Genomic DNA, 20,564 nt, shown 5'->3' on the forward strand with positions numbered 1-20,564 from the left:
CAGGCGCCTGACCAGTGTTCAAAACTACTTGCCGCCACCGGTCAGTCCATTGCAGCCACCGGTCAACACAAACTGCAGCCACTGGTCAGTTCAAAGTTGCAGTTGACAACCGGGCGCCGGCGATCCTGACCAGCTCGGCCAGCACGTTTGGGGCCGTGGCAGATGTAGTAGGCCAGGTCTGTGGGGTCCTTCAGGGAGCGGCGGGCGAGCAGCCAGTGTTCTCCGGTTTCGGCGGGTCCGTTGATGCGGGTCCGTGCCCAGGAATAGCGGCGGTCGCCCTTGGTCCCGGCCCCGGCGGTCCGGGACCGCCAGGCAGCGCCGCGCAGCGAAGCGATGAGTTTATCCGCGCGCCATTGCTCGCCGATTCCGGCACCAGCCGACGGAAGTGGACGGGAGGGGTTTCGCCGCCATTGCACATACCTCCGCTTTACCCTGCCTGCCAACCATATCCAGAGTCGAGGCGCCTGTAATCGTTCGGGACGTTCGCCCCTACCCGCGTATGGAGGCCGGCTGCACACTGGATATTGACGTCGGACTCATGCGTCCAATGCACGTTCAGGAGGGTACAAATGTCGCTTTCCCGGCGCGAGCGTGGCCAGCTCAACGAGATTGGGCGCCAGTTGCTCGAGGATGACCCGCAGCTCGCCGCACGCTTGGGGCAGCCGCCGCGGCCAGCGTCCAATGGCTGGATCCTGGCCGGCGCGGTTCTGCTCACTTCAACCGGCTTTGTCATCTTGATGATCGGAGCTGTGCTGATGTCCACGGCACTTGGCGCCGCTGGCTTCATCGCCATGGCAGCCGGTGGATCAATCGCATCGCGCCGTATCGGCCCTCCGCGACTCCGGTGGGTGAAGCGGCCGCCCAATCCTGAGGTTCGACACAACACCTCGGTCGAATAGATGCTGGAGAAAAGTATTTCGCGGCCGGACTGGCTGAGCTTGGTCTTCTTCTCCTGCTGATGCTCGTTTCCCCGGGGCACGCCGGAAACTTGTGAGCCTGCTGAACCAGGGCCAGAAGACACATGCAAAGGGGCTACTAGTGCGCGATACTGAGGCATGCACGCTGCGGCGGGAAAGCCGGACCGGATCCTTATCGCCATCATTTCGGCTATTGCATTGTTGGTTGTGGTCGCGCTGGCAGTCGTTTTCACCCGCGGAGAACCAGAGGTGCTGGATGAGTCCACACCTGCGGGCGTTGTCCAGCGGTACAGCACGGCGGTCATCGACGGCGACACGGCCACTGCCAATTCCTACCTCACGGAGGCTGCCCGCTCCTCCTGCAGCGGGTTCCGCGAAAGCGGCCCGCTGCCCACCCGGATTGTCTTGATCGCAACCACCGAGCGGGACAGCACGGCCCTGGTGAAGGTCTCTATCGTCAGTTCAGGCTCGGGTGGCCCATTCGGACCCTCCGAATACGAGATGGAGGACCGCTTCTCCCTAGTGAAGACCGATGGCAAATGGCTGGTCGACCAGGCTCCGTACCAGCTTCTGTCCTGCACCGGATCGACCTTGAAGCAATGACTTCCCGAGTCTCCACAACAGCTTCAACGGCAGGGTCCGCCCAACTCACCCTCCGCCGCCTGATCCTCTACGCACTGCTGTTTGCCTTGGTGGTGATCGCGGCTGTCGGGCTCAGCGGCCTTTTGGAGCGCCTGTTCAGCACGGGCGCGCTGCTGGCCTCCAGTGATGTGGCCGGACTTGCCCGCTCCCTTGCCTTCACATTGATCGGCGGACCGCTCGCCGCGCTCCTGTGGTGGGTTGTCTGGAAAAGGCTCGACGACGGCGCGGAACGCATCTCAGCGGGGTGGGGTCTCTACTTGGCCGCCGCCTACGCGGTGTCGCTGATCGTGTCCGTGACGGCCCTCCTGGGGTTTGCGGCGTCCTTCATCGGCCAGCAAGAACCCCGGTGGTATTCGCCATTGTCCGTTGGCCTTGTCTGGGCCGGAATATGGATCTGGCACCGTTGGATGTGGCGGCACCCCGTCAAACATCCCGTCAATCTTGACGACGTCCCGGCCGTTATCGGCACGGCCTTCGGACTGCTCACGGGCGCGTTCGCCGCCATCACGGCCCTGGGCGGCTTGCTTGACGTCGCAATCCGGGGCTTCACCAGCCTCACGCCGGGGACGGAAGCGTGGTGGCAGTCTGTGCTGCGGGCGCTGGTTTGGGCCGCTGGCGGAAGTATCGTGTGGTGGTGGCACTGGTTCAAGGGTGGCGGCCGCAAACTGGAGACCACGCTGATGGACGTAGCACTGATTGCCGTCGGGATCTTCGCTGCGGGCATCACGGCGCTCGGCGGGGCCGGCGTCGTGGTTTTTGTGCTGCTGAGAACGGCATTCGACCCGGGTGACCCCATGAGCGAGCTGCTGGCTCCGCTGGGCTCGGCTATCGCCGCTGCCGCCGTCGGCGCCTTGGTGTGGCGTTATCACCGCGTCAGTGTGGCGCGTCGTTCCGTTGCCGCCACGCGGCGTGCAGGGCGGCTCGTGACATCGGGCGTTGCACTGGCGGCGGCTGCGTCCGGCATTGGCGTCGTTATCAATGCAACGCTGGCCATTACGGTTTCTCAACTTGCGGGGAGCGGCACGCGCACCCTGCTGCTGGGTGGCATCAGTTCCTTCCTAGTGGGCGGTCCAGCCTGGTGGCAGGCGTGGAAGCCGGGGAGCCAACGGCAAAGCGCGGACGCCATTCCTCCCGGCAGGCGCGTATACCTCATCGTGTTCTTCGGCATCAGTGCCGTGGTGGGGCTCATTGCCCTCCTGGTGATCGGGTACCGGACCTTCGAGTTCCTCCTTGGCGATGTGACCGGAGGCAGCTTCCTGGACCGCATCCGGGCGCCGTTCGGCCTCCTGGTGGCAGCGGGCCTCGTTGCCGCGTATCACTTTGCCCTGTGGCGGCGCGAGCGCGTGCTCCTGGCAGCCGCTTCCCTGACCAGCGCGCATACCATCGACCGGGTCACGTTGGTGACAGCGTTCGATCCGGCGGCATTGTCCAAGGCGATCACCGCCGCGAACGGCGCCAGGGTAATTGTGTGGAGACGGGCCGATGCCGGCGGCGAAACGCTGCCGGCGGGAGTCGTCCTTCCACCGGAGCCAGGGCTGGTCGACCGGGTGGTCACTGCACTTGCCGGCATCACCGCCCAGCACGTTCTACTGGTGATCGGTCCGGCGACCGGTCAGCTAGCCTCCATCGAGGTAATTCCCTTGGAAAACAGAAATATCGTCCCAATGATGGGCCGGTAAGCGGCGTTATCCCTTCTGGAAACTAGGTGACTGCAATGGGTGGACTAGGGCATTTTGAAGGAAACGTGATCGGACTCTGGCAGAACGCAGAGCCGGCTGCCCAACCTGAGGGATAGCGAGTCGTGCCTTTGGCCATGCCAACGCTTTTCAAGCTCAGGCAGTTCCTCCGGTTTCTAGGTGACTTTTGGCCCTACAAGTCCACTAGCTCACGTTTCAGGCTGGAGGGGAGCAATCGTGTAATGAAGGGAAGCGGTCATAGTGGAGTCAGCGTTGCAGGATGCCAGGTTCGTGGTGGGGGTGGACGGGTCGGAGGCCTCGGTGGAGGCGCTCCGGCAGGCCCAGCGACTGGCCGTCCCGGTAGGGGCCAAAGTGCTGGCCACCGCCTGCTGGGACGATCCACAGGTTTACGCCGGCTACGTCGCAATGGGCATAGACCGCTTCGAGGAACGTGTGGAGCTGATCCTCAACGAAGCGATGGAAAAGGCGTTCGGTCCGGAGACGCCCACGAACGTCATTCCTCGTGTCGTCAGGGGCCACCCCAGAGATGCGCTCATTGACGCCAGCCGCCACGCTGACATGATCGTCGTCGGCAGGCGCGGCCATGGCGGATTCGGTGGCCTGCTCCTGGGATCCGTCAGCTCGGCCTGCGTTGCCCACGCGCACTGCCCGGTCCTCGTCGTCCACAGTCCCGAACAAAAGTCACAGGAAGGCCAGCCGTGAGATCCTCCAACCCAATCGCCGTCGCCACCAATGATTCTGCCCAGAGCCAGGCGGCCGTACGGTGGGCTGCGCAGCGGGCCGCGCGCGCCCACGTAGCCCTGGTGATCCTCCACGTAGTGGACGATCGCTGGGTGGCGGAGCCCATGCCCTGGACTGGAATGCTGCTGGAGAAGGCCGACGAACTGTTGGAAACCGCCGCCGGGCGCGTTCGGGGAACCGTTCCGGTTGAGATCACCACCAAAGTCCTGGAAGGAGGCGTCGCCGGCTCGCTGGGTAAGTACTCGACCAAGGTGTCAATGCTTGTGGTAGGTTCCGGCGCCCCCCATTTGGGTGGTTCGCTGACCGACCGGGCCCTGCAGGTCGCCGCCGCAGCGAAGTGTCCAGTCGCAGTCATCGGAGACCACGAGATCGAAGGCCGGCAGGGCGTGGTCGTAGGCGTTGATGGGTCGGAAGAAGCCACCCAGGCCGTTGCGTTCGCTGCCGCGGAGGCAGACCGGGAAGGCCAGGAGTTGACAGTGGTCCACGCTTTCCGGGGGCCCGACCGATGGATCGACAGTGCCGCCCTCACCGAGCATCTGGCCCAACGGATTCAGGATGAGGAGCAGGTCGTGCTGTCCGAAACAATCTCCGGCCTCGGCGAGGATTATCCGGACCTTGTGGTGCACAAAGTCCTCGAAACCGAAATGGAACCGGCCGTGGCGCTGGTACAGGCCGCAGCGTCCGCCCGGATGCTCGTGGTGGGAAGCCGCGGCCGGGGCGGCTTCAAACGGCTGCTGCTCGGTTCCACAGCCCACGCGGTTCTTACTCATCCGCCATGCCCTACAGTGATCACCCCTATCCAACGCAGGAAGCACAAGAAGTAGGGGCCCGGCAGCATGCAAGGCAACGGCTCAGGACCGGAAACAGAAGTCCTCGACATTCATGACTGCTGGAAATACCTCCGTTCGGCTTCGGTCTGCCGGGTCGCCGTAACAACAGCTGGCGGGCCCGAAGTTTTCCCCGTGAACTACGTCCCCGACTATGGGACAGTCGTCTTCCGTACAGGCCCGGGTACCAAACTGGATGCGGTGCTTGCTGAAAGTCCGGTCGCACTGGAAGCCGACGGCCTGAATAGCTACGGCACCATCGCATGGAGCGTCATCATCAAGGGGACTGCCACGGTTGTGGGCACGCAGGAGGATTTCCGGGAAGCAGCCGACGCCGGGCTGTCACCCTGGGAGGCGGGTAGCAAGGACCACCTGGTGCGTGTAACGCCCACGGAGGTCAGCGGCCGTCGGTTTGTCATCAATCCCCCATCCGGCTGGTGGCCACCGCTGGACTCAGCGGGGAAATAAACGTCCCGGCGACAGGGGAAGTCACGCCAGGTTTAGGCACGACGTCGGCCGTTACCTCACTGCCGCAACGCTCACCGGCGGGCCGCCCACCGCCGTCGCGGTTGGATGGCGGCCATCGCGCAGGGCACGAAGCGCGTTCAGGATCGTGGCCAGATCGACAAGCTCCTGGAGGAGGGCGCCGGCCACAGCTGGAATGTATCCGAATACCGCTGCTACCATCAGGCCGATGCTCAGCAGGATGCCTATCCAAATGCTCGCCAGCGCTATCCGGACCGTGCGCTGCCCGATGTCGACTGCCAGCGCCGCCTTGGATAGGTCGTCAAGCATGATGACGACGTCGGCAGACTCGCTCGCCGCGGTTGACCCTTTGGCGCCCATGGCGACACCAACATCGGCGGCAGCCAGGACCGGAGCGTCGTTGACGCCGTCGCCCACCATCATGACCGGGCGTTCCCACAGTCCCGCGACGATGGAAACCTTGTCCCCGGGCAAACAACTTGCCTGGAACCGTGAAATCCCGGCCTTGGACGCAATTTGTTCGGCAGTGGCCCGCGCGTCGCCGGTGAGCAGCAGCGTTTCCCGAACGCCCAGCCGGCGCAGGTCAGCCAGCGTACTCACCGCATTGTCCCGGAGCGGGTCACTCATGATCAGCGCTCCCCCGAAACGGCCGTCAACGCCCACATAGACCGCCAGTTGTCCACCGGCCACCTCGGCCTCCTCGAACCCCGAGGTGACGGAACGGACAAAGTCAGGTTTACCCACCACCACCGTTTGGTCGCCGCAGGTGGCCGTGACCCCCTGGGTGGCGTGTTCAAACGCGTTGCTGCCCTCCAGCAGGTCAAGCCCGCGGTGCCGTGCGGCATCAATCACAGAGGAGGCCAGGACATGGGAAGAGTACTGCTCTGCCGAAGCGGCCAGTTGCAGCAGCCGGTCCTCGGTGAGCAGCCCCGATGCCGCCCGGGAGACCCTGATCCTGTGCAGGCTGGGCCGGCCGTGGGTGAGCGTGCCTGTCTTGTCGAACACAACCGTGCGCACCCGGGCCAGCTGTTCGAGGGTACCGCCGTTCTTGATGATGATTCCGGCGTGGGCCGCCCGGCTGGTGCCGGCGAGGAATGCCACGGGGGCTGCGATGAGCAGCGGGCAGGGTGTGGCGACAACGAGGACCTGTGCGAACCGGACCGGGTCCTGGCTGAAATACCAGCCGATCCCGGCCAAGGCGAAGGCGAGGATCGTGAACGGAATGGCGTACTTGTCAGCGAGCCGGACCACTGGGGGCCGGCTCGACGCCGCCTCCTGGACCAAGGCCACGATCTGGCTGTACTGAGAGTCTTTCGCCGTGGAGGTCGCCTTCATGTGGACGGCGTTGTCGCCGTTGACGGATCCGCTGAGCAGCGTATCGCCCTTTGCGTGTTCAACGGGCAAGCTCTCACCAGTCAAAGTGGATTCGTCGAAACTGCCGGCCGCCGTAAGAAGCAGCCCGTCCACGGGAACCACCTCCGATGGCTTGATCAGGAGGATGTCGCCTCGGCGGACGTCCCCGGCCGGGATGTCTTCCGGGGGCAAACCCGGCAATTCACGGTGGGCCGTTTGCGGGACTCGCTCGAGCAGGGACCTCAGTTCCCGGGTAGCACGCCCCTGGGCGATCTCTTCCAGGGCTTCACCCCCGGCCAGCATCAGCACGATGATCAGGGCTGCCACGTACTCCCCTACGGCCACGGTCGCAGCAATGGCAGTCACCGCCAGGAGGTCAATCCCCCATCGGCCGTTGCGCAGTGCCTTAACCATGGAGCCGGACCGAAAGATCGCAACCAGGAGGGCGTAGGCGCTTGCCATCCATTGGGCTGCCGATTCCTGCCCTGCGGCCAGGAGCACCGCAACGGCCGCCCCCGCCACGACCGTGCCGGCCACCAATGGAAAACGAATCATCGCGGTCCGCAAGGCAGTCAGAGTCATGATGTCGACCCTACGGCCGTCCGGCGGTCACATCCAGGGGCCTTCGGACCCATTGGGTCGGTGCCGGAAACTCAGTTCCAGGACCGATGAGGTACTGGAACTCATCGGCTTGGGCGGCCGCGCAGGCGGTGGAAGGATTGGCCACTGAAGGTATGGCGGAGTTGCTGGCACTGGGGGTGCCCTCCTGCTGCAACGGAGCCTCAACTGCGCGCTGTAGGACCAACCGGCGGGATAGGACCGTCCGGCGGCAGGGGTCCATCCGGCGGGGCTGCCGGGCGCACCGCATTGGCGTCGGCTGCTACTGGATAACGCTCGTGGACTTCCCGGGCGCCCTGGTCCAGGCGGAATGGCGGATATTCATCACGCATCAGGGCGACGTAGGTGATGACCCGGTAAATCCAGCGGTTGAAGCCCAAAAGCAGGTCGAACAGCGGGCGCTGGTAGCGGCCGCTGAACAGCAGGATCACCGCAGCGACAAGAACCAGGAAGCCGACCAGCGAAAACCCGGTACCGGTCTCGTACCTGATGCCGGAAGGCTGGGGGTCGCTCCAGCGAACGGTGCTGGTGCCGGTCAGCGCCGCAATGATTATCAGGTGGGGCAGCGCCAGGAGCCACCATTTAACCAGCACCAGCCCACGGGAAAGCCGCTCCGGGTAATCAACCTCGAAATCGGCCGGGTAGTCCGTCCTCGCCAGTGTAAATGGCGGGTACTTGTCCGTTCCCAGCGCGGAGTAGGCATAGAAAGCCACTCGCCAGTTCCAACGCAGCACGCCTACGTTGAAATCGAAAAGGGAACGGGGAAAGCGTCCTGTAAACAGGATGGCGAAACCCGCGATGACAGTCACTACGACAAAGGCGAACCAGAGGAAAGACAGCACAATGAAGTGCGGTATGGCGAGGAACCACTTCACCAGCCACAGCCACCTGGACAGGACCGGGTCGAGTTCTCCCCGAAGCCGCGCCGGGTACGGCGCCCACTCCGCAGCGGAATAGGTCGGGGGCGGCTGGACTGCGGGGCCGGCAAATGCCGCGGGCGCTGCGGTCCCTGCCATTGAAGCCCCTACGGGCGCTGGCACTGGGGCTCCAGGGTGGGCCGCCCCCGGCGCATGCCTGCCCAGTCCTTGGGCGCCAAAGATCAGCAGCGGAACCCCGATAACTAGCAGAATGGCTCCTGCTGCCAGTAGGCCGGCGGCTATCGGGCCAAAAAGCTCAGACCGGAACCCTGCCTTCAGGTCGGCGCGAATGTCAGGGCTGGCATCGGCATTCATTACCACCACTGACCAGTTCCCCGACTGGATATTCCAGTCCAGTTCCTGTTCACCGGCTCCCGAAGCGGATGCCACCCAAAAGTCTTGCCCGGACGGAAGAGGCGGTTGTTGTGTTCCCTGGGTTTCCCGATACTCAACATGGAAGGGCCGGAAACTGACGTCCAGCAGTTCGGAGTAGTTGGCCCCGGACAGGTAGCGCTCCACGTCAGACCGGGGGGCTATGCCGACAAAGATCTCCTTGCCGGGATTAGCGGATTCCGCCCAGATCCGGATGCTGCCCACATCAAAGGGCAAAGGCCCAGGGTAGGCGTCATCACGCATGTTGTCCGGCCGCGCGGAAATGATCGCTGAGGAATCAACGTCGAATCGCTCACTCGGTGAGGTGAGGTAGCCGCCGTCGTCCTGGAGTGCATTGACCCACGAGGCACCTATGCCGCCGAAGAGCAACCCGATACCCAGCATCGAGAACAAAATGCCGAGAATGAGCATGATGATTGAGCGAGCTTTCATGGGTGTACTCCGTCATCGAAACATCGTCTTTGGCCCAGCACACTAACGCTTGAGTCTCCTCCAGCGTTACGCGTCGGTGCGCCCGTCTGTAGGGCCAAAGGTCATGCCTGGCAACTGCAACTGCCGGCTGGAATCACGGGGCCGGTTGAGATGCAGACCGCGTGATGATGGTGGGACAAGGCAACCGCATCAGAACCTTCTCGGCGATGGAACCGACGGGTTTTCGAAGTCCGCCCCGTCCCCAGCAGCCAATCACCAATAGGCTGGCCTGTGCTGCAGAACGTACGAGCACATCGGCAGGTGAGTCATCGGATTCCAGTGCTCCGCGAACAGGAAGCCCCGGAAACATGTCCCGGATGCTGCCTACTGCTTCTGAGATGAGTGCGTGGGGATCAGGCGTACGGCTGGCCGGGGGCGGCGTCTTCGACACCGCATGCAGCACTGTCAGTCCCTCTCCGGTCCGGCTCGCCTCCTCCGCCGCCACCTTCAGGGCGATTTCGGAGTCTGCCGATCCGTCGATGCCAACCACTACCCCTGTTCGGTTGGCCACCCTGGGAGCCGGAATGACTGCGACGGGACTTCGACACAGGACCGCGGCCTGGAAGCTTACTGACCCGAATCCCTCGCCTCGCCTGTCTGCTGACCGGTCCGAACCCATAACTACAATCTCGGCGCCAACGGACAACCGGCTCAGCACCGGTGCCGGCTCACCCGGCTGCCAGCTGGTGATGATTTGCAGCGTCGGATTCCGAGCGGCCACCCTGCCACGCTCAAGGCCCAGCAGCGCCTGCGCCTCGGCCACCGCCTCCCCATATTGCACCGGCAGTCTGAAGTACGAGGGTTCGGGCACCGCCCGCACCAAATGCAGACGGAGGCCTAGCCGGCCCGCCCTCTGCGCAGCCCAGTCCGCCGCCATTTGGCCCGTGCTGGAGCCGTCAGCCCCGGCCAGGACTTCATGCGCCTTCAACTCCTGCCCCCTTCATCACACCAGTCTCTCGCTGAGGCACTGAACTGCCAGTGCCTTAAGCCCCCGCCACGGGTTCCGGGGCTTTCGTCCCTGTTGCCGGACCCGAGTGACAATGTCTACTGGATGGACACGCAGTCCGCGGCGTTTCCAGTAAAGGAAGATCATGACCAACATCAGCATTCTCGGCAGCGGGCACATGGCCCGCGCGCTCGCCACGGCGATGCTGCGAGGGAACAACCCCGTACAGATTCTTGGCCGTGACGGCTCCAAAACTCGGGCGCTGGTCGAGAGCCTCGGACCCGGCGCCACAGGAGGCGTGACGGGGGCAGCCATCACGGGAGCAATAATCTTCCTGGCCATCCCGCACAAGGAAGTGCATAACGCCATCCTGGAAATTGGTGACTCTCTTGACGGACGAGTCGTCGTAGATATCAGCAACACCGTGGACGTCTCGAATTTCGATCGGCTGACCACGGAGCCTGGCATGTCCGCGGCCGAAGAAACAGCCCGCCTGTTGAACGGACGTGCGGAGGTGGTTAAAGCGTTCAACACTACGTTCCCCAGCACCTTGGAGGCTGGAAAGGTCGGCGGGCAACATCTGGACGTTTTCATTGCCGGCGACTCGGAGCAAGCCAAGGAGAAAGTCAGCGCCGTGGCAGCGGCCGCGGGGCTCAGGCCCATCGACGTCGGTCCACTTCGGCGTTCGCGCGAACTTGAAGCCTTCATGCTGGTTGTCATGGGCCTGCAGGTCAGCCCTGAGCATGAACACTTAAACTGGGACACCGCGCTCAGGATTTTTCCATAGGGAAAGGGTGCCTGATGATCCCACCTTCAGGCACTCTAGCGCGGGTTTTTCAGCGATACGGCTTCAAGATGCTCAGGAACCCGGACATTCCAACCCAGTTCACGTCTGACGCGAACCCGCAAAGCGTCTGACGCGTCCGGCTCCCCGTGGGTGACATAGGTCATACGAGGAGCTTGTGGGGCTGCGCGCATCCACTCGAGGATTTCGTTGGAATCCGCATGCGCCGAAAGGCTGTCCAACATAACGACTTCGGCTTTGATGGGAATGTCCTGACCGAAGATCCGTAACTGCTTCGCACCGCCCGCCAGGGCGGCACCACGCGTCCCCGCGGCCTGGTATCCGCTGAGCACCACCACGTTTTTTGGGTCGGGTCCGTAGGCCTGCAGATGGTGCAGGATCCGGCCCCCCGTGAGCATGCCGCTCGCCGAGATGATCACCATGGGGCCGCCGCGCAGGTTCAGCAGTTTGGAATCATCCACGCTTCGGGTCATGGTGGCCACCCGATACATCTCTTTGTACTCGCGTTCATGCAGCCGGTGTTCTTCGGGGTGCCTCTGGTACATTCCCGACGCGTCGATGGCCATCGGGCTGTTGAGGTAAATGGGGATGTCCGGGATCGCCCCGCGCCGCCGGAGGCGCGAGAGATGCAGCATCAGGGTCTCTGCCCTTCCCACCGCAAAGGCGGCGACGAGGACAACCCCTCCCCGCTTGGCTGCCCTGTCTATGACTTCGCCAAGTTCGTCCTCCGGATTTGTCTCCGGGTGGGTCCGGTTGCCGTACGTGGACTCGGTCACCAGGACATCGGTGGCTTCGAGTGCCCGCGGGCGGTGCATCAGTGGATCATGGGGCCGGCCGAGGTCCCCGGTGAAGTGCACGTGCGTGCCCTGGACAGTCAGCCGTATCTGCGAGGCGCCCAGGATGTGCCCTGCCGGAACAAAAGTGGCCTGGATGCCTCCCCCAAGGTCGAGGGGTGAGTCAAAATTGTGCGGCTCGAAGCTGTTCAAGGACCGCACGGCATCGGCGGCTGTGTAAACCGGGACGGCGGGGTGATGGGATGAATATTCGTGCAGGTCCGCGTAGCGCGCTTCCTCCTCCTGGAGGTGTCCGCTGTCAGGCAGGAGGAGCGTGCACAGTTCCGTAGTGGCCGCAGTAGCGTGGACTCGCCCCCGGAATCCGTCCCTGACCAGTGCCGGGACGTAGCCTGTGTGGTCCAGGTGGGCGTGGGTCAGCAGGACTGCGTCAATGGATGCCGGGGGTACCGGAAAGGGTGCCCGGTTGCGGACACGGATGCTTTTGAATCCCTGGAACAACCCACAGTCGATAAGAATCCGCTGTCCACCCCAATCCACGAGGTACCGGGATCCCGTCACGGTGTCAGTTGCCCCCAGGAAGCGGAGAGTGGCCTCGTTCTTATCCTTCATTCCTGCTCTTTTCCGAGAAAAACGGGTGGGCCGCGGACCCGAAACGGCCGGTGGCATAATGTTCTCCCGGTTCCAGCGGCAGGGGTAGGGCCATTGGTCACAGCGTCCGGGCGCCAGCGGTTCGGGTCATTGGACCCTTGTGGCATCTTGGCTGTTCCTAAAGAATGAGTCAGGCGCAGGCGGGGCACCTTTGTTGCCCTTGGAACGGCGGCGCGGAAGGGCTAGGAATGAACGCCACTGCAGCATCGGAGCACGAGGTTGCCAACACCGGCATCGGCATTAGGGTGTTCATCCTGGACGATCATGAACTGGTCCGCCGGGGACTCCAGGACCTCCTGGAAAGCGAAGGATTCGTGGTCGTCGGCATGTCCGGCTCCGCCGCCGAAGCGGCACGCCGAATTCCAGCGCTGCAGCCGGACGTGGCAATCCTTGATGCGCGGTTGCCGGACGGGACAGGCATCGAGGTCTGCCGCGATGTCCATTCAGTTGACGAAACGATCAATTGCCTGATCCTTACAAGCTATGACGACGAGCAGGCGCTCCGCGGTGCGGTCCTGGCCGGGGCCTCAGGGTACGTTCTCAAGGAAATAGGTGGTTCGGACCTGATCGGTGCCCTGCGTCGCGCTGCCAGGGGTGAGTCTCTGTTTGATGCCGACCTGAAAGCCAGGATCATTCAGGGACTGGCAGAACCTAAGCGCGTGGACCCAAGGGTCGCGTCGTTGACCCGGCAGGAGCGCAGGGTGCTGGAACTGGTCGGGGAAGGCCTGACGAACCGCCAGATCGGCGAACGCATGCTGCTGGCGGAAAAGACAGTGAAGAACTACGTCTCGTCCCTGCTTGCGAAGCTGGGTTTCGAGCGGCGGACGCAGGCCGCGGTCCACATGGCGCAGCATTCCTCCCCGGACCAGTAGCAGTCAAAATACCGGAGCCCTCCAGGTCAGGGCTGTTCCGGTTTCCGGGGAGCTGGAGACCTCGAAAGAGCCACCCAACGTCAGGGCCCTGTGCTGCATGTTCGACAGTCCGTTGCCCGGCGAAGGCACCGTGAATCCTGCGCCATTGTCCTGAATTACGACGCAGACGAATCCGTCCTCCACGGAAACTGAAACGCGGATCATGTCCGCTCCCGAGTGGCGAACAGCGTTGCTCAGCCCTTCGGTGATGACAGCCAAAATGTTCAGGGCAGTTTCCTCGTCCCGGATCGCGTCGATTGGCCCCGTCAGCGTCAGGAGCGGAACGAAAGGCAGGGACTGCGTGCCGGTGCGGACGGCTTGAAGGACACGGCTGCTGAGAAGTTCCTTCCCGGTCTCGGAGTCGCTCAGTGAATAGATGGTGTTGCGAAGCTCCCGGATGGTCTCGTCCAGTTCCGCAGTCACAGTCCGGATGGTACTGGCTGCCGAGTCACCGGTCATGTAACGCCGGAGGCTTTGGATGCTGAGTCCCGCCGCGAAAAGGCGCTGGATGACGAGGTCGTGGAGGTCGCGGGCGATCCGGTCCCTGTCACTGAATACGGCAATCTGTTCGCGCATCCGGTGCGCCCGGGCCAGTTCGAGCGCCAGTGCCACGTGCGAGCCGAACACGGGACCCATTTCCATGTCCGTCCTGCTGAATGTCCCGGAAGCCCGTTCACGCTGAAGGACCAGGAGCCCGTGGTGGGTGCCGCGGGCGCTGAGATCGATGACCAGCAGCCGACCCGCAACCACCCCCTCGCCGTCGCCGTCGCCGTCGCCAAGAGCGGACGATGCGTCTTCAATCACAGCTGCCTTGCCCGTAGCGAGGACGCTGTCGATTTCGACAGAGTCAAACGACAAAAGCCGTCCAACCCACTGCGGAGCGAGGTTTCCCGCACCTCCCGCGATGCGGTACAAGTTGGAAGTTTCCTCCTGGACCAGGACGAGGGCAAGGGCGGAACTGGACTCCCGGAGTGCTCTGGCGGCGATCATGTCCAGTCCCCCGTTCTGGCCCTCCGGCGATTCCTCGTCGCCCATCATCTTGCCTGTCACATCCATGCACGCCTGCAGCCATGCGGTTCTGCGCCGGGCATCGTCATAGAGCCTGGCGTTTTCAATGGCGACGCCGGCGGCTGCAGCAAGTGCCTCGGCCAGCTCCTCGTCTTCGTCCGTGAAGTCGCCGCCGCCCCTTTTCTGGGTCAGGTAAAGGTTGCCGAACACAACGTCCCTCACGCGGACCGGCACGCCGAGGAATGATTTCATCGGCGGATGATTCTTGGGAAACCCATGGGCATCCGGATGCTGGCTAAGATCATGCAACCGCAGCGGCTTCGGATCGCGGATCAACAGGCCCAGAACCCCATGTCCTGTGGGGAGGGGACCAATCTTACGGGCGAGTTCCTCATCTATCCCCACAGTGATGAAATGGCTCAGGGCACTGTCGTGTCCAATCACTCCCAAGGCTCCATATTCAGCCTGGAGGAGGTGGCAGGCTGAACTAACCACCCGGTGCAGCATGGCCTCCAGACTCAGGTCCTCAGCCAGGGCAACAACGGCACTCAGAAGCCCCTGCATCCGCTGTTGGGCGCTTACCAGCTCCCCGGCACGGTCAACAAAGTCGGTAAGAAGTTCGTCGGTCCGCGAGCCCGCAACAGGTTGCCGGGAACCCGTCCCGGTCGGTTGGGTGGGCTGGTTCAATGAAACCGCCTTGTTCGATGGAGACATCCATGTGGCCCGATCTGCCGGTGCACACAGACTACTCCCCACAAGGAAGGATCATCTAGGCTCCGCGTGGGATTGATTAGGGGTCTTTGTGCCCTACATAGGGGGCCAACTGCTCCGTATGATCTTGGCCATGACCACAGATGCATCGATACCGGAGACCGCCGTGCTGCCAGCTGAGGAGTGCTGGCGGTTACTGAAAGGCGATTCGGTGGGCCGCCTTGCCGTGTGGGTGAACGACCACCCCGAGATCTTTCCCATCAACTACAAGGTCCACCATGACTCACTGGTCTTCCGGACGGGTGCGGGCACCAAGCTTGCATCCGCCCTGGGCAAGCAGGTTGCACTTGAAGCCGACGGTGCCGACATGGACGGCGGGGTGGCCTGGAGCGTCGTCGTGAAAGGTCCGGCTACAGCACTTGACCGGACCCCCGAGGTCCTGGACTCCATCGGACACTTACTGTTCCCCTGGGAAACAGGCCGTAAAGACCATTTCCTCCGTATTGTCCCGGAGAGTGTCAGCGGAAGGCGGTTCAGGATTTCCGCGCCGCTGACCTGGGGCGGTCCCCTGGATGAAGCCACCCGCGCCGGATTGGAATAACCGGTTCATGCGGGCATGGTGGGTTGAGGATCCCGGTCCCATCGGGTCAGGCCCATTGCGGATGGGCGAGCGCTCCGATCCGCCCCGGGGCTGGGCGAGGTCCTGCTCTCTGAACTCGCGAGTGGAGTCTGCCGCACAGATCTCCACCTGGCTGAAGGAGATCTGCCGCCCCATGGCGCCCGCCGGATCCCGGTCACGAAGTGGTCGCCGAGGTGGTGGGGCTGGGAGCAGGCAGCTCCAGGTTCCGGCCCGGCGAGCGTGTGGGAGCAGCCTGGCTGGCCCGCACCTGCGGCTCCTGCCGTTTCTGCTGTCGCGGGTCCGAGAACCTTTGCCTGGCACCGACATTTACAGGATGGGACACCGACGGCGGCTACGTGGAGCTGATGACCGTCCACGAGGAATACGCGTACCGGATACCCGAAGTATTTACCGATGAGCAAGCGGCGCCCTTGCTGTGCGCAGGAATCATCGGCTACCGGGCGCTTCGTTCGGCCTTCCGCAGGGAGGCAAACTCGGCATTTATGGCTTGGCGGGTCGGCCCACCTGACAGCGCAGAGGGCCACCTACGAGGGTGCAAGCGTCTATGTCATGAGACGGTCGGCGGCGGCGCAGAGGCTGGCCCTTGAACTGGGGGCAGAGTTCGCCGGGCCCGATTCTGCCGACCCGCCTGAGCTGTTGGACGCGGCCATCCTCTTCGCTCCTGCGGGCCGACTGGTACCGGTTGCGCTTCGCGCTCTGGACCGCGGAGGTACCCTCGCCGTCGCCGGCATCCACTTGAGCGACATCCCGGTCCTGGACCATCAAAACGACCTCTTTCAGGAGCGCCCTCTGCGCAGTGTTACGGCCAACACCAGAGCCGACGGGCGGGAATTCCTGGCGCTGGCAGAGCAAATGCCCCTCCACCCCACCACTGTCCCCTACCCGTGGACAGAGGCAGACCAGGCATTGCTGGACCTGTCCCGAAACCAGTTCACGGGAGCCGCGGTCTTGCTTCGGACTGCCTGACGCGCCCCAGGAAACCGCGTGCCCTTTGGTGACCTTCGGCCCTACGCCACCGCCGGATCCTGGGGGAAGGTACTGCCATGAGTGATAACGATCGCATCCTTGTCGGAATCGACGGTTCCGAATACTCCCCCGCGGCGCTGCGCCTCGCCGGGCGCCTGGCGTCCGCATTGGCCGCCCCGTTGCACGTCGTCACGTGCCTGGGCTTCTCCGACTTCTACCTGCCCGCGCACCTGCCTCCCGGGTACATCGATAGCACGGCCGAGCTCGAGGCGATCGCCAAACGCCTCATGGAACAGGCCATCGACAGGGCCTATGGCTCGGAGCGCCCGGAACATCTCACGACAGCTGTGAAAGTGGGATCGCCGGCGAAGGTTCTGGTGGAAGAAAGCCGGAGCGCACAACTGTTAGTTGTCGGGCGGCGCGGCCACGGCGGCCTGTTCGGCCAGCTCATGGGCTCCGTGAGCGCAGCGTGTGCAGCCCATGCGCATTGCCCTGTGCTGGTAGTCAGCCAGGATGCCGAGGAAGAGCATGGAACAAACCCCTGACCTGCCGGCAATAGTGGTGGGCGTGGACGGAAGCGCTCCGTCCATACTCGCCCTACGCTGGGCCCGAGCGCTGGCCCCGCTGCTCAAGGCCCATATCCGGGCCGTGTCCTCCTGGCAGTTCCAGATCGCTTTCGGCACTTTCACACCGGTTATCTGGAACCCCGAAGAGGACGCCCGGAAAATCTGTGCGGAGGCAGTGGACAAGGCCTTCGTCGGCGTTCCTCCTGCGGGGCTCGAAATGGTGGTGTCCCAGGGGCCGGCGGCCAAGGTCCTGGTGGAAGAAAGCAGGACCGCGCAAATCGTCATAGTGGGCAGCCGCGGCTACGGAAGATTCGAAGGACTGCTGCTGGGGGCGGTGAGCGCAACCGTGGCTGAACACGCAAAATGCCCTGTCCTTGTCGCGCACGGCACGGCCCTGCCGGCAGGGCTCGCAGATGTTCCCGGGCAGTCTTCCGCGGAAGTGGGCCGCCAGGCCGGGTCCAGCCATGCCCTCCCCTGACCGCGTGGTCGTTGGCTACGACGGGTCGGTTGAGGCAGCTCTGGCTGTGTGCTGGGCTGCACGGCACGCAGCGCTTTTGGATTGTGAACTGCAGGTGGTTCATTGCTCACTGTGGCCGCTGCTGACCAAAGACCTCGGACCCGTCAAGGGCATAGCCGGCAGCGGCCTGCAACATCAGGCACAGGCCGTCCTTGAAAAGGGCAACGCTGAGGCGTTGTCCGCGGCGCCGCGAGTCAGGATCCGGAGCAGCCTCCTGTACGGACTCCCTGCAGACCATCTCCGCCGGATCGCGGAAGATGCGCGGATGCTGGTTCTTGGCAGCCGCGGGATCGGCGGCTTTATGGGGCTCCTGGTGGGATCAGTAGGCCTGGAACTCGCGGCGACGGCGTCCTGTCCCGTTGCGGTCATCCGGTTCGATCAGAACCCGGAAGGGCGCATCGTGGTGGGAATTGACTCTTCCGGGTCGGCGGGCGCCCTGAATATTGCCTGTGCCCTGGCAAGCGCTACGGGAGCGGACCTGACGATCATCCACGTCATCCGGCCCCATGACGGCACATCCAACGAGGCCGGAGGCGGCCAAGGAGCGGCCCGTCGCCTCCTCCAGACGGCCGCTCACGACGCCAGCGGCCTGGCTCCGGACGTGGCTATCAGGCAGAACGTTGCCCAGGATACTTCGGTCCCGCGGGCGCTCCTCAATGCCTCCCGCGGCGCCGCCCTCATCGTTGTCGGCAGCAAGGGCCGGGGGCTCCTCAGAGGAACTATCGGGTCAAATGCCCATGCAGTCCTTCACCACGCCACGGGCCCCGTTTTAATCTCCCGGCAACTGGAGCCCGGCGGGACCGCGGACTAATCAATGACCTGAGCCGCCGCCGTCGAACTTCCGGGACCTTGGTCCCTTACCGCTAAGGCAACCGGGCGTCATCGTTGAGGTGGAGCAGCATTCCGCGCGCGCCCTGGACCCCATCATCAGCAACAGGCAGGAACGGTCATGAAAGCTATCGTTTACGGCGGCCCCGGGAAAAAGTCCTGGACAGAAGTGCCCGATCCGGCCATCCGGAATCCCACAGATGCCATTGTCAAGGTCGACACCACCACCATCTGCGGAACGGATCTGCACATCCTCAAAGGCGACGTTCCCGCCGTGACGGAAGGAAGAATCCTCGGCCACGAAGGAGTGGGCACCATCACCGAGGTCGGTTCATCCGTTACCAGCCTGAAACCGGGCGACCGCGTAATCATCTCCTGCATCAAGTCCTGTGGCCACTGCGCCAACTGCAAAAGCGGGCTCTATTCGCACTGCATGGGTGACGAGGGTGCCCCGGGCATCGGCTGGGTCTTCGGCCATCTGATCGACGGCACGCAGGCCGAATACGTGCGGGTCCCCTACGCCGAAAACTCCCTGCACCTGCTGCCCGCCGGGGTGAGCGACGAGCAGGCCGTCATGCTGTCGGACATCCTCCCCACGGGTTTCGAAATCGGCGTGCAGTACGGCCGGGTGAAGCCCGGCGACACGGTGGCGGTGGTCGGAGCTGGTCCGGTCGGGCTGGCAGCAATCGCCACCGCCGGACTCTATGGAGCGGCGACCATCATCGCCATCGACATTGACGGGAACCGTCTGGAGAAGTCCCGCGAGTTTGGCGCCACCGATGTCGTCCTTTCAGGCGACGCCGACTGGAAGGAACAGGTGCTGGGCCTGACCGATGGCCAGGGCGTGGACGTGGCCATCGAGGCAGTGGGCATTCCCGCGACCTTCAGCATGTGCACGGAGATCGTCCGGCCGGGCGGGAACGTCGCCAACGTCGGGGTACACGGCAAGTCCGTGGAACTCCATGTGGAAAGCCTCTGGATCCAGAACATCAACATCAGCATGGGACTCGTGAACGCCAACACCACTCCGATGCTGCTGAAACTCGTCGCCCAGAAAAAGCTCCCGGCGGAAAAGTTCGCAACGCACCACTTCGGCTTTGACCAGTTCATGGACGCCTACGACACCTTCGCCCGGGCCGCGCAGACAAACGCCCTGAAAGTAGTGATCACCGCATGAAAGGCTACGTTGTTTACGACTCCGCATACGGGAACACCAAGGCCGTTGCAGAGGCCATCGCACAAGGCCTCAAACCTATCGGCGCTGCAGCGGTTTCCGTGACGGACTTCAACCCCGGGAACCTGTCAGGCGGCGATCTCCTCATCGTCGGCTCCCCCATCAACGGCTGGCGGCCCACCCCCAAAATCACAGAACTGCTGGCGCAGGTGGGCAACGGCAAGCTCAAGGGCATCAAGGCAGCAGCATTCGACACCCGCGTCCGCTTCTTCATCCATGGCGACGCCGCCAAGAAGATGACCAAACTGCTCACGGAAGGCGGCGCCCACATCATCGCCCGCCCCGCCCCGTTCTTCGTCCGGGGCACCGAAGGGCCCCTGCGCGGCGGAGAACTGGAAAAAGCCGCGAGCTGGGCCAAGAGCCTGGCCTCGACACTCGAGCAGAAGGCAACACCATGAAAGCAGCCATCGTTTACGAATCCCTGTACGGCAACACACACGCGATCGCCGACGCGATAGCGCAAGGGCTGGAAGGAGTGGCCGAACCCCGCGTGATGTCCGTCGAAGAGGCAGGCCAGACCAGGCCCGCCGCCACCGATCTCTTGGTCGTGGGAGGACCGACCCACATCCACGGCATGAGCAGGAAGCCGATGTGGGAACTGGCAGTCAAAGACGCCCTCGAACACCCGGAGAAGGGAATCGTCCCGGACGCCGCGGCGGGAGGACCGGGCTTACGGGCATGGTTCGCTTCCCTGGACAAGGCAACCGGGAAGGCGGCCGCCTTCGATACCCGGCTGGAGGGCAACAAGCTACTGACCGGGCACGCGTCCAAAGGCATCGCGAAGCGACTCAAGCAACATGGCCTTGAGCTCCTAGCCGAGCCTGCAAGCTTCCTCGTCGATGACACCAACCAGCTCTTGCCAGGCGAACTCGAACGGGCACGGGAGTGGGGAAAGACGCTCGGCACAGCCCTCTCTCCAGCACATTGA

Annotated in this window: 22 protein-coding genes and 1 pseudogene; 17 read left to right on the plus strand and 6 right to left on the minus strand. The window is 63.8% G+C overall.

Annotated features, from left to right (window positions below; translation table 11 throughout):
• Positions 1 to 109: 109 nt before the first annotated feature.
• Positions 110 to 362: pseudogene (locus tag AC50YA_RS11565) on the minus strand (IS701 family transposase); the annotation flags it as partial.
• Between the two features lie 207 nt (positions 363 to 569).
• On the opposite strand from AC50YA_RS11565, the gene AC50YA_RS11570 reads away from it, so the two are divergent.
• The 6 genes from AC50YA_RS11570 to AC50YA_RS11595 all read left to right on the plus strand — a co-directional run bounded on the left by AC50YA_RS11570 (position 570) and on the right by AC50YA_RS11595 (position 5,292).
• Positions 570 to 899, plus strand: coding sequence for a DUF3040 domain-containing protein (locus AC50YA_RS11570; protein ID WP_494982424.1), 330 nt, complete (start codon positions 570 to 572; stop codon positions 897 to 899).
• Positions 900 to 1,055: 156 nt separating this feature from the next.
• Positions 1,056 to 1,520: an LpqB family beta-propeller domain-containing protein gene (locus tag AC50YA_RS11575; protein ID WP_494982425.1), complete on the plus strand. Its 465-nt coding sequence runs from the start codon at positions 1,056 to 1,058 to the stop codon at positions 1,518 to 1,520.
• Entirely contained in the window at positions 1,517 to 3,238 is a 1,722-nt protein-coding gene (locus AC50YA_RS11580; protein WP_494982426.1) for a DUF5671 domain-containing protein, read from the plus strand. Before AC50YA_RS11575 ends, AC50YA_RS11580 begins: the two co-directional genes overlap by 4 nt.
• Before the next feature lie 258 nt (positions 3,239 to 3,496).
• Positions 3,497 to 3,958: a universal stress protein gene (locus tag AC50YA_RS11585; RefSeq protein WP_309233391.1), complete on the plus strand. Its 462-nt coding sequence runs from the start codon at positions 3,497 to 3,499 to the stop codon at positions 3,956 to 3,958.
• Positions 3,955 to 4,821, plus strand: a complete 867-nt coding sequence (locus AC50YA_RS11590) for a universal stress protein (protein ID WP_494982427.1) — start codon at positions 3,955 to 3,957, stop codon at positions 4,819 to 4,821. The genes AC50YA_RS11585 and AC50YA_RS11590 overlap by 4 nt, the downstream gene beginning before the upstream one ends.
• Positions 4,822 to 4,833: 12 nt before the next feature.
• Positions 4,834 to 5,292: a pyridoxamine 5'-phosphate oxidase family protein gene (locus tag AC50YA_RS11595; RefSeq protein ID WP_494982428.1), complete on the plus strand. Its 459-nt coding sequence runs from the start codon at positions 4,834 to 4,836 to the stop codon at positions 5,290 to 5,292.
• Between the two features lie 51 nt (positions 5,293 to 5,343).
• On the opposite strand, the gene AC50YA_RS11600 is transcribed toward AC50YA_RS11595, so the two are convergent.
• From AC50YA_RS11600 to AC50YA_RS11610, 3 genes are all read right to left on the minus strand, one after another.
• Positions 5,344 to 7,245 carry a heavy metal translocating P-type ATPase gene (locus AC50YA_RS11600; protein WP_494982429.1) on the minus strand — a complete coding sequence of 634 codons (1,902 nt, stop codon included), beginning with the start codon at positions 7,243 to 7,245 and terminating at the stop codon, positions 5,344 to 5,346.
• Positions 7,246 to 7,445: 200 nt separating this feature from the next.
• Positions 7,446 to 9,023, minus strand: coding sequence for a DUF4389 domain-containing protein (locus AC50YA_RS11605; protein WP_494982430.1), 1,578 nt, complete (start codon positions 9,021 to 9,023; stop codon positions 7,446 to 7,448).
• A 133-nt stretch (positions 9,024 to 9,156) separates the two neighbouring features.
• On the minus strand, positions 9,157 to 9,990 hold the full coding sequence (locus AC50YA_RS11610) for a universal stress protein (RefSeq protein ID WP_256475886.1): 834 nt from the start codon (positions 9,988 to 9,990) through the stop codon (positions 9,157 to 9,159).
• Positions 9,991 to 10,153: 163 nt separating this feature from the next.
• Between AC50YA_RS11610 and AC50YA_RS11615 the strand changes: the two genes are divergently transcribed.
• Positions 10,154 to 10,795 (plus strand): NADPH-dependent F420 reductase, encoded by a 642-nt coding sequence (locus tag AC50YA_RS11615; RefSeq protein WP_494982431.1) that lies wholly within the window; start codon positions 10,154 to 10,156, stop codon positions 10,793 to 10,795.
• Positions 10,796 to 10,830: 35 nt separating this feature from the next.
• Here AC50YA_RS11615 and AC50YA_RS11620 read toward each other — a convergent pair whose 3' ends face one another.
• On the minus strand, positions 10,831 to 12,216 hold the full coding sequence (locus AC50YA_RS11620) for an MBL fold metallo-hydrolase RNA specificity domain-containing protein (protein WP_494982432.1): 1,386 nt from the start codon (positions 12,214 to 12,216) through the stop codon (positions 10,831 to 10,833).
• A 227-nt stretch (positions 12,217 to 12,443) separates the two neighbouring features.
• Here AC50YA_RS11620 and AC50YA_RS11625 point away from each other — a divergent pair, with 227 nt between their 5' ends.
• Positions 12,444 to 13,127 (plus strand): response regulator, encoded by a 684-nt coding sequence (locus AC50YA_RS11625; protein ID WP_494982433.1) that lies wholly within the window; start codon positions 12,444 to 12,446, stop codon positions 13,125 to 13,127.
• Between the two features lie 3 nt (positions 13,128 to 13,130).
• On the opposite strand, the gene AC50YA_RS11630 is transcribed toward AC50YA_RS11625, so the two are convergent.
• Positions 13,131 to 14,861, minus strand: a complete 1,731-nt coding sequence (locus AC50YA_RS11630) for a GAF domain-containing sensor histidine kinase (RefSeq protein WP_494982434.1) — start codon at positions 14,859 to 14,861, stop codon at positions 13,131 to 13,133.
• Positions 14,862 to 15,018: 157 nt separating this feature from the next.
• Here AC50YA_RS11630 and AC50YA_RS11635 point away from each other — a divergent pair, with 157 nt between their 5' ends.
• The 9 genes from AC50YA_RS11635 to AC50YA_RS11675 all read left to right on the plus strand — a co-directional run bounded on the left by AC50YA_RS11635 (position 15,019) and on the right by AC50YA_RS11675 (position 20,564).
• Positions 15,019 to 15,486, plus strand: a complete 468-nt coding sequence (locus AC50YA_RS11635; protein ID WP_494982435.1) for a pyridoxamine 5'-phosphate oxidase family protein — start codon at positions 15,019 to 15,021, stop codon at positions 15,484 to 15,486.
• A 215-nt stretch (positions 15,487 to 15,701) separates the two neighbouring features.
• Positions 15,702 to 16,112: an alcohol dehydrogenase catalytic domain-containing protein gene (locus AC50YA_RS11640; protein ID WP_494982585.1), complete on the plus strand. Its 411-nt coding sequence runs from the start codon at positions 15,702 to 15,704 to the stop codon at positions 16,110 to 16,112.
• Positions 16,075 to 16,491 (plus strand): MDR/zinc-dependent alcohol dehydrogenase-like family protein, encoded by a 417-nt coding sequence (locus tag AC50YA_RS11645; RefSeq protein ID WP_494982436.1) that lies wholly within the window; start codon positions 16,075 to 16,077, stop codon positions 16,489 to 16,491. Before AC50YA_RS11640 ends, AC50YA_RS11645 begins: the two co-directional genes overlap by 38 nt.
• 77 nt (positions 16,492 to 16,568) lie before the next feature.
• Positions 16,569 to 17,036 carry a universal stress protein gene (locus tag AC50YA_RS11650; RefSeq protein WP_494982437.1) on the plus strand — a complete coding sequence of 156 codons (468 nt, stop codon included), beginning with the start codon at positions 16,569 to 16,571 and terminating at the stop codon, positions 17,034 to 17,036.
• Positions 17,020 to 17,535: a universal stress protein gene (locus AC50YA_RS11655; protein ID WP_494982438.1), complete on the plus strand. Its 516-nt coding sequence runs from the start codon at positions 17,020 to 17,022 to the stop codon at positions 17,533 to 17,535. The genes AC50YA_RS11650 and AC50YA_RS11655 overlap by 17 nt, the downstream gene beginning before the upstream one ends.
• Positions 17,522 to 18,385 (plus strand): universal stress protein, encoded by an 864-nt coding sequence (locus tag AC50YA_RS11660; protein WP_494982439.1) that lies wholly within the window; start codon positions 17,522 to 17,524, stop codon positions 18,383 to 18,385. The genes AC50YA_RS11655 and AC50YA_RS11660 overlap by 14 nt, the downstream gene beginning before the upstream one ends.
• A gap of 138 nt (positions 18,386 to 18,523) precedes the next feature.
• Entirely contained in the window at positions 18,524 to 19,579 is a 1,056-nt protein-coding gene (locus tag AC50YA_RS11665) for a zinc-dependent alcohol dehydrogenase family protein (protein ID WP_494982440.1), read from the plus strand.
• Positions 19,576 to 20,034: a flavodoxin family protein gene (locus AC50YA_RS11670; protein ID WP_494982441.1), complete on the plus strand. Its 459-nt coding sequence runs from the start codon at positions 19,576 to 19,578 to the stop codon at positions 20,032 to 20,034. Before AC50YA_RS11665 ends, AC50YA_RS11670 begins: the two co-directional genes overlap by 4 nt.
• Entirely contained in the window at positions 20,031 to 20,564 is a 534-nt protein-coding gene (locus tag AC50YA_RS11675) for a flavodoxin family protein (protein ID WP_494982442.1), read from the plus strand. Before AC50YA_RS11670 ends, AC50YA_RS11675 begins: the two co-directional genes overlap by 4 nt.

Source organism: Pseudarthrobacter sp. RHLT3-21, assembly GCF_059383495.1.